Consider the following 13,811-nt stretch of genomic DNA (forward strand, 5'->3'; position numbering starts at 1 on the left):
TCCGGAGTTGATGCAAGGCGTGGCAGGTGCGTAAGACTTTCGCGAGACCGGGCGCCCTGCCGCGCCCGTCCGCGATTCTATATCGACGTATTGCGTCAGGCCAACTGGAATTTGCCGACCAGCGACTTCAGCGCGCGCGCCTGATCGTCGAGCGATTGCGCCGCCGCTGCCGCCTCTTCGACGAGCGCGGCGTTCTGCTGCGTGTTCGCGTCCATCTTCGTGACGGCTTCGCCAATCGACTCGATGCCCGTCTTCTGCTCCGCCGATGCCGCCGAAATCTCGCCCATGATGTCCGTGACGCGGCGCACCGCCTTCACGACTTCCTCCATCGTCGCGCCGGCTTCCTGCGCGTAGGCCGAGCCGTCCGACACGCGCGACACCGACGTATCGATCAGGCCTTTGATCTCCTTCGCCGCCGACGACGAGCGCTGCGCGAGACTGCGCACCTCGCCCGCGACGACCGCGAAGCCGCGCCCCTGCTCGCCCGCGCGCGCGGCCTCGACCGCCGCATTCAGCGCGAGGATGTTGGTCTGAAACGCGATGCCCTCGATCACGCCGATGATGTCGCCGATACTCTTTGCGCTGGCATCGATGCGCTGCATCGTCTCGACGACGCGGCCGACGACGGCACCGCCCTTCTCCGCGATCGCCGATGCGTTCGCGGCGAGCGTGCTCGCCTGCTTCGCGTTGTCCGCGTTCTGACGCACCGTCGATGTGAGCTGCTCCATGCTGGCCGCGGTCTTCTCCAGCGCGACGGCCTGCTCCTCGGTGCGGCGCGACAGGTCGACGTTGCCCGTGGAAATCTCGCTCGACGCCGATGCGATCGCCTCCGCGCTCGCGGCGATATCGCCGACGGTCGACGAAAGGCCCGCCTGCATTTCGGAGAGCGCGTGCAGCATCGAGGCATCGTCGCGGCGCTTGAGCTTGACCGGATACGCGAGATCGCCCGACGCGATGCGCCGCGCGATGTCCTTCGCGTAGCCGGGCTCGCCGCCGAGCTGTCCGGCGAGACGGCGCACGACCCATTCGGAGACGACGATCGCGAGCACGAGCAAGCCGAGCGTCAGCACCGAGACCATCACGAACGACGAATGGAAGATGAACGCGGCGGAATCGATCGTCGCCTTGGCCGCGGCGCCACGGCGCGCGACGAGATCGTCGACCATCTTTTCGAGCTTGCCCGTTTCGACGAGCAGCGACACGTCCTGCGTGCCGACTTGCCAGTTCATCTGCGAAAGATCGAGCGGCTGCTCTTTCACGAGCTTGACGAAGGTGCGCAGGTTGTCGCTCCACTTCGCGAGCGCCGTGGAGAAACTCTTTTGCTGCGCGAGCGCGTCCTTGTCGGCGTGATCGATATATTGCGCGAGCTGCGTCTGCTCCTTCACGATGTCCGCGAGCGACTGCTCGATCTGCGCGCCAAGATCGTCGCGCTCTTTCGCGGTGGACGCGGTGAGCAGCATCTTCTGCGAGCGGCTCGCACGCAGCAGATAACCGCGCGTTTCCTCGGCCGCGCGGCTCGCGACGTAGCCTTGCGTGTAAATGGATTCGGTCGCGCCGTTCAGACGGCTGATCTGCGTGAGCGAAATCGCGCCGATGGCAAGCGTCCCGGCGAGCACGAGCCCGAACGCGAGCCTGAGCGATGCCTTGACGGACAGCGCGCGCCTCGTCGTGTGCTCGTGCGTATGTGCTTCAGCCGCCGCGGCGTCGGCGTGCGCCACGAAGCCCGCGTCTTTTGCGGTGCGTAGCGAAAACAGTTTCATCGATCGATCCCCGAATTGATCTGCGGGCGTAGCCGTCGTGCGGCAAGCCCTGGTCTGGTCCCCACCGGGAGTACGGCAAGTTTGCCGGCTTCTTGAGCCTTTTTATGGCGAAGCGAACACGCGTTCGCCCGTCGCGCTTTTTATAACCGGCCAAAAATCGTTGCGTAAGACGAAACAACCGCGACACGCGCCGGTTATCGTGTCCGATTCGCGACAAAGCTTGGCAGGACAACGCAACGGGGACAGCCTAAACTTGTCAGAAATTCAGCTTGCGCATAAATGTCGCACTGAAAGAGATCAAAAACCTGGGACGTTTTCCGCTTCTTTTCTGCCATTCATCATGCAAACGAGCATCGACAAGGGCGCTTTGTCGCCTTCCGGCGCACCGGCCGGCGCCGCCGCCGCGGGTTCCGCGAGCACGGGCACGCAACGCACCGTGTATTCCGTTCTGGGCGCGATCAGCTTCTCGCACCTTTTGAACGACATGATCCAGTCGCTGATTCTGGCGATCTATCCGATGTTCAAGAGCGAGTTCGCGCTCTCGTTCGGACAGATCGGCCTCATCACGCTGGTGTATCAGGTCACGGCTTCGCTCCTGCAACCGCTCGTCGGGTTATATACGGACAAGCACCCGAAGCCTTACTCGCTGCCCGTCGGCATGGGCTTCACGCTGTCGGGTCTCTTGCTGATGTCGGTCGCGGGCAATTTCGGCACGCTGCTGATCGCCGCGGCGCTGGTCGGTTGCGGATCGTCGGTGTTTCATCCGGAGTCGTCGCGGGTCGCGCGCATGGCGTCGGGCGGCAGGCACGGCCTCGCGCAGTCGCTCTTTCAGGTCGGCGGCAACGCGGGCTCGTCGCTCGGGCCGCTGCTCGCCGCACTGATCGTCATCCCGCACGGGCAGAAGAGCATCGCGTGGTTTTCGGCGGCGGCGCTCGTCGCGATGTTCGTGCTGGCCAACATCGGCCGCTGGTACAAGCGTCATCCGGCGACGAAGAAGGGCCGCGCGCAGGTCGCGCATGCCACGCTGCCGCGCAACAAGGTCATCATGGCAATGAGCGTGCTCGTGCTGCTCGTGTTCTCGAAGTACTTCTATCTCGCGAGCATCACCAGTTACTTTACGTTCTATCTGATCAGCAAGTTCGGCCTGTCGGTGCAGGCCGCGCAGATTCACCTGTTCGTGTTCCTCGCGGCGGTGGCGGCGGGCACGATCATCGGCGGGCCGGTCGGCGACAAGGTCGGGCGCAAGGCGGTGATCTGGGTATCGATTCTCGGCGTCGCGCCGTTCACGCTGCTGATGCCTTATGCGAATCTCTTCTGGACGGGCGTGCTGTCGGTGATCATCGGGCTCGTGCTGGCCTCGGCGTTCTCGGCGATTCTCGTGTATGCGCAGGAGTTGATTCCGGGCAAGGTCGGAATGGTCGCGGGCCTGTTCTTCGGCTTCGCCTTCGGGATGGGCGGTGTGGGCGCGGCGGTGCTCGGGCATCTCGCCGATACCACCAGCATCGACTACGTGTACAAGGTTTGCGCGTTCCTGCCGTTGCTCGGCGTCCTGACGGTGTTGCTGCCGAAGACGCATGAGGCGCATGCGAAGGGCTGATCGCAACATGGCGTGATGCATCGCGGCGGGCGCGCCGGTCCTTCAGCGGATCGCGCGCCCTTCGCGCTTCAGGCACTCAGTTTCCCAGCGCTTCTCTCACCTGCATCAACGCGCCCGGATCTTCGATGGTCGGCAACTCGCCCGGATCGCGCCCTTCGGCGAGCGCCGCGATCGCTCTTCGCAGCAGCTTCCCCGAGCGCGTCTTGGGCAGCATCGTCACGAAATGGACTCTGGCCGGACGCGCGATCGCCCCGAGCTGCGAATCCACCGCGTGACAGAGCTCCGCCTCCATGCCCTCGCGCGCGCCCGGCGCATTGATGCGATCCGCATCGCGCAGCACGACGAACGCCGCCGCGGCCTGGCCCTTCACCGAATCCGCAATTCCGACGACCGCGACTTCGGCCACGGCCGGATGCGCCGACAGCGCCTCCTCGATCTCGCGCGTCCCGAGTCTATGCCCCGCGACATTAATCACGTCGTCGGTGCGCCCGAGAATCGACACGTAGCCGTCTTCATCCTGCACGCCCCAGTCGAAGGTCGAGTAGACCATCTGATCCGGCACGCTCTTCCAGTACGTATCGACGAAACGCTTGTCATCGCGCCACACGGTCTGCATGCAGCCCGGCGGCAACGGATACGACAGCGTGACGACGCCCTTCTCGCCCGGCGCGCATGTATCGCCCGTTGCTTCGTTGCGCAGCTTGAGGTCGAAGCCCATCGACGGCACGCCCGGCGAGCCGAGCTTCGTCGGCAATTCCTCGATGCCGCGCGGAATCGCGATCATCGGCCAACCGGTTTCCGTCTGCCAGTAGTTGTCGATGACGGGCTTCTTCAACGCGCTCTGGATCCACTGCGCGGTCGGCTCGTCGAGCGGCTCGCCCGCGAGAAACAGCGTGCGCAGACTCGACAGATCGTATTTCTCCATCAGCGCCGGGTCCTGCTTCTTGAGCACGCGAATCGCAGTCGGCGCGGTGAACATCAGGTTGATTTTGTACTGCTCGACGAGCCGCCACCAGACGCCGCCGTCGGGACGGATCGGCGTGCCTTCGTACATCACCGTCGTCAGTCCGGCGATCAGCGGCGCATAGATGATGTAGCTGTGCCCGACGACCCAGCCGACATCCGATGCGGTGAACATCGTGTCGCCCGGCGCGCCCTGAAAAATGTGCTCCATCGATGCGGCGAGCGCCACCGCGTAACCGCCGACATCGCGCTGCACGCCCTTCGGCCTGCCCGTCGTGCCGGACGTGTAAAGCACGTACGAAGGCTCGTTGGATTCGAGCCATTCGCAGGGGACGTGGGCATCGAAGAATTGCTCGCGCAGCGGCTCGTACGAGACGAGATAGCTCGCCTGCAGACGCTCGGGCGCGAGCTGACGGTCGATCAGGAGCACCTGCGGCACCTTGTATTCGGCGCGAGACAGGGCTTCGTCGACGAGCGGCGTGTAGTCGATCACCTTGCCCGCGCGCGCGCCGGCATCGGCGGTGACGATGAGCGCAGGCTCGGCGTCATCGATGCGTGCCGCGAGATTCGGCGCCGCGAAGCCGCCGAACACGACCGAATGAATTGCGCCGATACGCGCGCACGCGAGCATCGCGAAGAGCGCTTCGGGGATCATCGGCAGATAGATGAGCACGCGGTCGCCCTTCGCCACATGCAGCGAACGCATGACGGCGGCCATCCGGTTCACTTCCGCATGCAGCTCGGCGTAGGTGTAGCGGCGCTCGATGCCCGTTTCCGTCGAGACATAGACGAGCGCGTCCTGTTGCGCGCGCGAGGCCAGATGCCGGTCCACCGCGTTATGGCACAGATTCGTCTTGCCGCCGACGAACCAGCGCGCGAACGGCGGCTTGCTGCGGTCGAGCACCTGATCGAATGGCGTCTGCCAATGAATGCGTCGGGCCTGTTCGGCCCAAAACGCTTCGGGCTCCTCGATCGACCGTCGATACGCTTCCTGGTAAGTCGGCATGCGCGTCCTCTGCAAAGCGGCGTTGGCTGGCTTGAATGCGGTGCATGGGACCGGAACAGGCGCTGAAGCGCCCGCTCCGGTCGACACAGGATAGAGCAGCCATCGAACGCTTGCTAGACAGGGCGCGCCCTGATCGGTCCGCTCGTCAGATCGCCCGGCTGCGCGTGGCGGGAACGGGCGCGGGCGCGGCGGCCGCATGCTTGAGCAGCACGGGCGCAAGCTCGCCCGCGACCCGGATGCTCGACACGACGACCATGCGCACGCCGCTGCCCTCGGTCAGCGTGCGCAGCGTTTCGCGCGTCGTTGCGCGCGCCGCGATGCGCGGCTCGATCACGATCAGGCCGCGGCAATATGCGGCGAGCATCGCGCGATGCGTGCGCATCCAGGCGGCGCGCAGACGCGCGTCGTCGGCGGTTTCGTTCTCGTCGTGCTCGGCCACCAGCACGAAGGGCGTCGCGAGCGCCAGGAGGCGTCGCATCTGCGCACTCCATGCGAACGCGTAACCCGGTTTCACGGCGCGAGGACGCAGGCGCACGAGCGGGAATCGGCTCGCATCGAAAAGGCGCTCGTCGAGTGCGAGCGAGGGCAGCGTGACGGGTGTCGAAGTGGAATCGGCGGCGTTCACAGCGGTTTCGGGCTCCAGTAGTTCAGCGCGGCGACGAGCGACGGCCAGCGCGAACGCCGCGGCGTCACGCGTTTCCTGGGCTGCGTGACGCGCGGCGGACGACGCGTCGCTTCCTTCGGCGCCTGAGTGGCCGCTTCGCTCCATGCGCGGCGCGTGGTTTCGAGAACCTTGGCGGCGTTCGTCGAAATCGCGCAACGCTCGTCCATCTCGCGCGGCGGGCGCTCTTTGCCCGTGATGCCGCTGGCGGTGAAATCGTTGGTCATGTCGTCGGACCTCCCGTTTGCTCGATGACTGCCTCACGTCGAGCGACTCATTGTATTGAGAATCATTCTCAACTACAAGCGGGAATTTTCGATGAAAACGAGGACTACTGGAATGCGAGCGTTGGCGATGAATCAGGCGGCGGCGCGCAAGAACCGCGACAAGATGCCCGACGAGTAAGTCGCGGCGATCGACGTCAGGAATTCGGCGAAGGATGCGGGCGCGGCAGCGTCGGCCGTATCGGAAATCGTGCGCACTACCGCGCACGGCACGTCGTGCTCGTAGCAGACCTGCGCGATGGCCGCGCCTTCCATTTCGACCGCGAGCGCGTCCGGCAAGGCTGCGCGCAATGCGAAGAGCGCGTCGTGGCTCGCGATGAAGCGATCGCCGCTCACAACGAGCCCGCGATGCACGCGCGGCGCGGCGACGGCGAAGCGTTCCGACAGCGCGCCGCCCTCCTCGGCGATGAACGCGCCGGCGGCCGCGGCGAGTACATCGGAAAGCGGGCGATCGGCGTCGAACCCGGCGCGGTCGAGCAGCGGCACTTCGTAGCGCGCAAAGAGCGGCGATGCATCGAGATCGTGCTGCATCAACGCATCCGCGACGACGACGTCGCCTACCTGCACATCCGCCCGCACGCCGCCCGCGACGCCGGTGAAGACGATGGCATCGGCCTCGAAGACGTGGATCAGCGCGCTCGCGGTCGCCGCCGCGGCGACCTTGCCGATGCGCGCCAGTGTGACCACGACGGCCCGGCCATGCGCCTCGCCGACGTAGTACTCGCGCCGCCCGAGCGTGACCGTGCGAACCTCGCCCGCCGCCTGCATCTGCGCGATCAGATCGCCTAGTTCCTGCGGCAGCGCCGCCATGATCCCGAGCCGCTTCATGCTCATTCCACGGCCTGGAGCTTCGCGACCGAGAGCGCGAGCCATTTTTCGCCGTGGCGCTTGAAGCGCACTTGCGCGCGCGCGTCGCCGCCGGAGCCTTCGAGCGCCGTCACGGTGCCTTCGCCGAACTTCGTGTGAAACACGGCCTGGCCGACCTTGAAGCCGGACTCGGCCGCGCGCTGCTCGTTCGCGAACGCGGGCAGCGTGGCGCTCGCCTGGCTGCCGCCGTAGGTCGAACCCCCGCGTTCCTGGCCGGGACGCGCGAACCAGTCGCGGCCCCAGCCGGCGTTGTCGGCGCGTCCGCCCCAGCGCGCGCCCGCCTCGATCTTCGGCGTGAGCCACTTGAGCGAGCCTTCCGGCAGTTCATCGAAGAAACGCGAGCGGATGTTGTAGCGCGTCTGACCGTGCAGCATGCGGCTCTGCGCGAACGACAGATAAAGCCGCTCCTTCGCCCGCGTGATCGCCACGTACATGAGACGCCGCTCCTCCTCCAGCCCGTCCGATTCCTGCGCGCTGTTCTCGTGCGGGAACAAACCTTCTTCCAGCCCGGTGATGAACACCGCCGTGAACTCGAGGCCCTTCGCCGCGTGCACCGTCATGAGTTGCACGGCGTCCTGGCCGGCCTGCGCCTGGTTGTCGCCGGCTTCGAGCGACGCGTGCGACAGAAAACCGGCGAGCGGCGTCATCGTGTCGGGATTCTGCGCGGGATCGGCGATGCCGGGCGCATCGAGCACTTCGATCTCGCCGTCCTCGCTCACCGCCGCGATCTCCGGCGCCGATGTCGCGCCCGGGCGCAGCGGAATCGAGCGCGCGGGCGTGTCGAGGCCGTACCCTTCCTCGCTGACGAACGCAGCCGCGGCGTTCACGAGTTCCTGCAAGTTCTCGAGACGATCCTGCCCTTCGCGCTCGGTTTCATAGAATGCGGCGAGACCGCTCGCGCGCACGACGTATTCGACCGTTTCCGGCAGGCTCATCTGCTGCGTCTCGGCGCGCATCTTTGCGATGAGCGTCGCGAACGCGCCGAGGCTCGAGCCCGCCTTGCCGGTGACATACGGCACGGCGGCGGCCATCGAACAGTTGTAGAGACGCGCCGCGTCGGCCAGTTGCTCGATGGAACGCGCACCGATGCCGCGCGTCGGGAAATTGACGACGCGCGCGAACGCGGTGTCGTCGTTCGGGTTGTCGATCAGACGCAGATACGCGAGCGCATGCTTCACTTCCTGACGCTCGAAAAAGCGCAGGCCGCCATACACGCGATACGGAATGCCCGCGTTCACGAGCGTATGCTCGATGGTCCGCGACTGCGCGTTGCTGCGATAAAGCACCGCGACCTCGCCGCGCGACACGCCCGTATTGATGAGCGCCTTGATCTCCTCGACGATCCAGCCCGCTTCCTGCGAATCCGTGGCGGCCTCGTAGACGCGCACCGGCTCGCCGTGGCCCGCGTCGGTGCGCAGATTCTTGCCGAGCCGCCGTGCGTTGTTCGCGATGAGATAGTTCGCCGTATCGAGAATGTGGCCGTGCGAGCGGTAGTTCTGCTCCAGCTTGATGAGATTGCGCACGCGAAACTCGCGCTCGAAGTCGTGCATGTTGCCGACGTTCGCGCCGCGGAATGCGTAGATCGACTGGTCGTCGTCGCCGACCGCGAAGATCGCGTTGTGCTCGCCCGCGAGCTGTTTCAGCCACGCATATTGCAGCTTGTTCGTGTCCTGAAACTCGTCGACGAGAATGTTGCGAAAGCGCGCCTGATAGTGCGCGCGCAGCGGCGGATTGTGCGCGAGCAGCTCATGACAGCGCAGCAGCAGCTCCGGAAAGTCGACGACGCCCTCGCGCTGGCATTGCTGATCGTAAGCTTCGTAGAGCTCGACGAACTTGCGGTTGAACGCGTCGGTGGCATCGACGTCTTTCGGACGCAAGCCCTGCTCCTTCGCGTTGTTGATGAAGTACTGGAGGTTCTTCGCCGGATACTTTTCGTCGTCTACGTTCAGGCCCTTCATCAGACGCTTGATGGCCGAAAGCTGGTCGGCCGTATCGAGGATCTGGAAGGCCTGCGGCAGGCCGGCGTCGCGGTAATGCGCGCGCAGCATGCGGTTGCACAGGCCGTGAAAGGTGCCGATCCACATCCCGCGCGTGTCGATCGGCAGAAGCGCGGAGAGACGCGCCATCATTTCGCGCGCGGCCTTGTTCGTGAAGGTGACGGCCAGCACCGTCGGCGGCGACGCATAGCCCTGCTGGATCAGCCATGCGATGCGTGTGATGAGCACGCGCGTCTTGCCGCTGCCGGCGCCCGCGAGAATGAGCGCGGGCTCGTTCGGCAGCGTCACGGCGGCAAGTTGTTCGGGGTTCAGATTCGCGAGCAGGTCGGGCATGGGAAAGTGCAGCGGCAGGAGAGCGGGCCAGAAATAATTCTGGCGACGGGCCGGTCATTATAAGACCGCGCTGATGGAGTCGCCGGCTGCCGCAGCGCGCCCGCCCACGGCCCGAATTCGTCCGACGGACCGCGCGGAACCTTATAATTGGGGATTCCCCCGCATTTTTTCACGCATTTTTCGGCAGATTCCACAAATGAGCGACAGCACGCTTGCGAAGAGCTTCGAGCCTCAAAAGATCGAGTCCCAATGGGGCCCGGAATGGGAAAAACGCGGCCTTTGCGCGCCCACGTTCAAAGAAGGCGCGAAGAATTTCTCCATCCAGTTGCCGCCTCCGAACGTCACCGGGACGCTGCACATGGGGCATGCGTTCAACCAGACCATCATGGACGGTCTCACGCGCTATCACCGCATGCTCGGCGAGAACACGCTGTGGGTGCCGGGCACGGACCACGCGGGCATCGCGACGCAGATCGTCGTCGAGCGCCAGCTCGACGCGCAGGGCGTCTCGCGCCACGACCTCGGCCGCGAGGAATTCCTGAAGCGCGTCTGGGCATGGAAGCAGCAGTCCGGCTCGACGATCACGAATCAGGTGCGCCGCCTCGGCGCGTCGATCGACTGGTCGCGCGAGTACTTCACGATGGACGACAAGATGTCGGCCGCCGTGGGTGTCGTATTCGTCACGCTCTACAAGCAAGGCCTCATCTACCGGGGCAAGCGTCTCGTGAACTGGGACCCGGTGCTCGGCACGGCCGTGTCGGATCTCGAAGTGGTGAGCGAGGAAGAGAACGGCAGCCTGTGGCATATCCGCTATCCGCTGCCGGACGGCTCCGGCCATCTGACGGTTGCGACGACGCGCCCCGAAACCATGCTCGGCGACGTCGCCGTGATGGTGCATCCGGATGACGAGCGCTATCAGCATCTGATCGGCAAGACGGTCGTGCTGCCCCTTTGCGATCGCGAAATCCCCGTCATCGCCGATGAATACGTCGATCGCGAATTCGGCACCGGCGTCGTGAAGGTCACGCCCGCGCACGATTTCAACGACTACGCCGTCGGCCAGCGCCACAAGCTGCCGCAGATCGAGATCCTCACGCTCGACGCGAAGATCAACGACAACGCGCCCGAGAAGTATCGCGGCATGGACCGCTTCGATGCGCGCAAGGAGGTCGTGAAGGATCTCGAAGCGCTCGGCCTGCTCGAATCCGTCAAGCCGCACAAGCTGATGGTGCCGCGCGGCGATCGCACGCAGGTCGTGATCGAGCCGATGCTCACGGACCAATGGTTCGTCGCGATGACCAAGCCCGCGCCCGAAGGCACGTTCAATCCGGGCAAGTCGATCACGGAGACGTCGCTCGATGTCGTGAGAAGCGGCAAGATCAAGTTCGTGCCGGAGAACTGGACCACGACGTACTATCAGTGGCTCGAGAACATTCAGGACTGGTGCATCTCGCGTCAGTTGTGGTGGGGCCATCAGATTCCCGCGTGGTACGGCGAGAACGGCGAGATCTTCGTCGCGAAGACCGAGGAAGAGGCCCGCGCCGATGCCGACGCGCAAGGCTACAAAGGCCCGCTCAAGCGCGATGAAGACGTGCTCGACACGTGGTTCTCCTCCGCGCTCGTGCCGTTCTCGTCGCTCGGCTGGCCGAACAAGACGAAGGAGCTCGAGGCATTCCTGCCCTCTTCCGTGCTCGTGACCGGTTTCGACATCATCTTCTTCTGGGTCGCCAGAATGGTGATGATGACGACGCATTTCACCGGAAAGGTGCCGTTCGACACCGTCTATGTGCACGGCCTCGTGCGTGACGCCGAAGGTCAGAAGATGTCGAAGAGCAAGGGCAACACGCTCGACCCGATCGACATCGTGGACGGCATCGATCTCGAATCGCTCGTCGCGAAGCGCACGACGGGCCTCATGAACCCGAAGGCCGCCGCGCAGATCGAGAAGAAGACGCGCAAGGAATTCCCCGAAGGCATTCCGTCGTTCGGCACGGATGCGCTGCGCTTCACGATGGCGTCGATGGCCACGCTCGGCCGCAACGTGAACTTCGACCTCGCGCGCTGCGAGGGCTATCGCAACTTCTGCAACAAGCTGTGGAACGCCACGCGTTTCGTGTTGATGAATTGCGAAGGCCACGATTGCGGCTTCGCGAATCCGGGCGCGTGCAAGCCGGGCGATTGCGGTCCGGGCGGCTACACCGATTTCTCGCAGGCCGACTTCTGGATCGTGTCGCTGCTTCAGCGCGTGGAGGCGGAAGTCGAGAAGGGCTTCGCGGACTACCGATTCGACAACGTAGCGAACGCGATTTACAAGTTCGTGTGGGATGAATACTGCGACTGGTATCTCGAACTCGCGAAGGTGCAAATCCAGAACGGCACGCCGGAACAGCAGACCGCGACGCGCCGCACGCTGTTGCGCGTGCTGGAAACGGTGCTGCGCCTCGCGCATCCGATCATTCCGTTCATCACCGAGGCGCTGTGGCAGAAGGTCGCTCCGCTGACCGACGCGTTCCCGTCGGGCGCGAAGGAAGGCGACGTTTCGATCATGACGCAGCCCTACCCGCGCGCCGAGCAGAAAAAGATCGACGAATCCGCGGAACAGTGGGCCGCCGAACTGAAGAGTGTCATCGATGCATGTCGTAATCTGCGTGGCGAAATGAATCTGTCGCCCGCGGTGAAGGTGCCGTTGCTCGCGCACGGCGACGCGGCGCGCCTCACCACGTTCGCGCCGTATATCGCCGCCCTCGCGCGTCTTTCCGAAGTGAAGATCATCGACGACGAAGCCGCCCTCGACAAAGAGGCTCATGGCGCGCCGGTCGCGATCGTCGGCACGAGCAAGCTCGTGCTGAAAGTCGAGATCGATGTCGCCGCGGAGCGTGAGCGTCTGACGAAGGAAGTGGACCGGCTGAATGCCGAGATCGCTAAATGTAACGCGAAGCTGGGGAATGAAAGCTTTGTTGCAAAAGCACCGGCGGCCGTCGTTGAACAGGAGCGCAAAAGGCTGGCAGAATACGGAACCACCATCGAGAAACTTCAGGCCCAATTATTGCGTCTGCCCGCCTGAAATTGGGGGTTCGAATCATTTATCGATCCGTTCCGGTTGTCTCGACGTTTCAATGATTAAGAGGATCAGGGTCATCACATGCTAAAAGTTACCAAAGCGGTTTTTCCCGTCGCGGGTCTGGGCACGCGGTTCCTACCGGCGACCAAGGCAAGCCCGAAGGAAATGCTGCCTGTCGTGGACAAGCCGCTGATTCAGTACGCGGTCGAGGAAGCGATGGCGGCCGGCATTACAGAAATGATCTTCGTGACGGGTCGCAGCAAGCGTGCCATCGAAGACCATTTCGACAAGTCCTATGAGATCGAAGCGGAACTCGAGGCGCGCGGCAAGGACAAGCTGCTCGAGCTCGTGCGCAGCATCAAGCCGAGCCACGTGGACTGCTTTTATGTTCGTCAGGCCGAAGCACTCGGTCTCGGCCACGCGGTGCTGTGCGCCGAGAAGCTCGTCGGCGACAACCCGTTCGCCGTGATCCTCGCGGACGACTTGCTGTACGGCAAGCCGCCCGTCATGACGCAGATGATCGAAGTGTTCGACCACTATCACAGCTCGGTGATCGGCGTCGAAGAAATCCCGCCTGAGGAATCGAAGTCTTACGGGGTCATCGACGGCAAGGAGTGGGAAGACAATATCTTCAAGCTCGCGGGCATCGTCGAGAAGCCGGAACCGGCCGTGGCGCCGTCGAACCTGGGCGTGGTCGGCCGTTACGTGCTCAAGCCGCGCATCTTCGATCACATCCGCGCGCTGAAGCCGGGCGCGGGCGGCGAACTGCAACTGACGGACGCGATCCAATCCCTGCTGTCGGACGAGCAAGTGCTCGCGTACAAGTACCACGGCACCCGTTTCGATTGCGGCAGCAAGCTGGGCTATCTGAAGGCCACGGTGGAGTTCGCCCTGCGTCATCCGGAAGTGAAGGCCGATTTCGAGGAATACCTGCGCAACCGCGCGCCGATTCTCGAAGGCTGAAGCACTGGCCGATCCGGTTGAACAAAAATGCCCGTCACCTGCGTGACGGGCATTTTGTCTTTGGACGCCTGTTTGTCTCTTTCAGCGACGACGCATCAGAAAAATAAACGTCTTGTCCTGCGACGTCGACTCGACGATCTCGTTGCCGGTCTGTTTGGCGAACGCCGCGAAATCGCGCTGCGATCCCGGGTCGGTTGCGAGCACTTTCAGAATCTGACCGCTCGTCATGTCGGCGAGCGCCTTCTTGGCCCGCAGAATCGGCAACGGACAGTTGAGCCCGCGCGCGTCGACTTCCTTGTGAACTTCCATCGCGATTGAA

Annotated in this window: 10 protein-coding genes; 3 read left to right on the forward strand and 7 right to left on the reverse strand. The window is 64.3% G+C overall.

What is annotated here, in order from left to right; translation table 11 throughout:
* Positions 1 to 95: 95 nt before the first annotated feature.
* A complete protein-coding gene (locus tag NCS58_RS09755; protein WP_061119707.1) occupies positions 96 to 1,760 on the reverse strand; it encodes a methyl-accepting chemotaxis protein in 1,665 nt (554 codons plus the stop codon).
* A gap of 340 nt (positions 1,761 to 2,100) precedes the next feature.
* On the opposite strand from NCS58_RS09755, the gene NCS58_RS09760 reads away from it, so the two are divergent.
* A complete protein-coding gene (locus tag NCS58_RS09760; protein ID WP_250538330.1) occupies positions 2,101 to 3,357 on the forward strand; it encodes an MFS transporter in 1,257 nt (418 codons plus the stop codon).
* Positions 3,358 to 3,433: 76 nt separating this feature from the next.
* On the opposite strand, the gene NCS58_RS09765 is transcribed toward NCS58_RS09760, so the two are convergent.
* The 5 genes from NCS58_RS09765 to NCS58_RS09785 all read right to left on the reverse strand — a co-directional run bounded on the left by NCS58_RS09765 (position 3,434) and on the right by NCS58_RS09785 (position 9,468).
* Complete coding sequence (locus NCS58_RS09765) at positions 3,434 to 5,326, reverse strand: propionate--CoA ligase (RefSeq protein ID WP_061119709.1); 1,893 nt, start codon at positions 5,324 to 5,326, stop codon at positions 3,434 to 3,436.
* 145 nt (positions 5,327 to 5,471) lie between these two features.
* On the reverse strand, positions 5,472 to 5,951 hold the full coding sequence (locus NCS58_RS09770) for a hypothetical protein (protein WP_250538332.1): 480 nt from the start codon (positions 5,949 to 5,951) through the stop codon (positions 5,472 to 5,474).
* Positions 5,948 to 6,214, reverse strand: a complete 267-nt coding sequence (locus NCS58_RS09775) for a hypothetical protein (RefSeq protein WP_061119711.1) — start codon at positions 6,212 to 6,214, stop codon at positions 5,948 to 5,950. The genes NCS58_RS09770 and NCS58_RS09775 overlap by 4 nt, the downstream gene beginning before the upstream one ends.
* Before the next feature lie 132 nt (positions 6,215 to 6,346).
* Positions 6,347 to 7,099, reverse strand: coding sequence for a 5'-methylthioadenosine/adenosylhomocysteine nucleosidase (locus NCS58_RS09780; RefSeq protein WP_086961307.1), 753 nt, complete (start codon positions 7,097 to 7,099; stop codon positions 6,347 to 6,349).
* Between the two features lie 2 nt (positions 7,100 to 7,101).
* Entirely contained in the window at positions 7,102 to 9,468 is a 2,367-nt protein-coding gene (locus tag NCS58_RS09785; RefSeq protein ID WP_250476838.1) for a UvrD-helicase domain-containing protein, read from the reverse strand.
* Positions 9,469 to 9,664: 196 nt separating this feature from the next.
* Between NCS58_RS09785 and NCS58_RS09790 the strand changes: the two genes are divergently transcribed.
* Both NCS58_RS09790 and galU read left to right on the forward strand, forming a co-directional pair.
* Positions 9,665 to 12,532, forward strand: coding sequence for a valine--tRNA ligase (locus NCS58_RS09790; RefSeq protein WP_250538334.1), 2,868 nt, complete (start codon positions 9,665 to 9,667; stop codon positions 12,530 to 12,532).
* A 78-nt stretch (positions 12,533 to 12,610) separates the two neighbouring features.
* Entirely contained in the window at positions 12,611 to 13,492 is an 882-nt protein-coding gene (gene galU, locus NCS58_RS09795; RefSeq protein ID WP_061119715.1) for a UTP--glucose-1-phosphate uridylyltransferase GalU, read from the forward strand.
* A gap of 81 nt (positions 13,493 to 13,573) precedes the next feature.
* On the opposite strand, the gene NCS58_RS09800 is transcribed toward galU, so the two are convergent.
* Entirely contained in the window at positions 13,574 to 13,801 is a 228-nt protein-coding gene (locus NCS58_RS09800; RefSeq protein ID WP_035509205.1) for a sulfurtransferase TusA family protein, read from the reverse strand.
* Between the last annotated feature and the right edge of the window lie 10 nt (positions 13,802 to 13,811).

The organism is Caballeronia sp. INML3B (assembly GCF_023631305.1).
GTDB classification, from domain to species: domain Bacteria; phylum Pseudomonadota; class Gammaproteobacteria; order Burkholderiales; family Burkholderiaceae; genus Caballeronia; species Caballeronia turbans.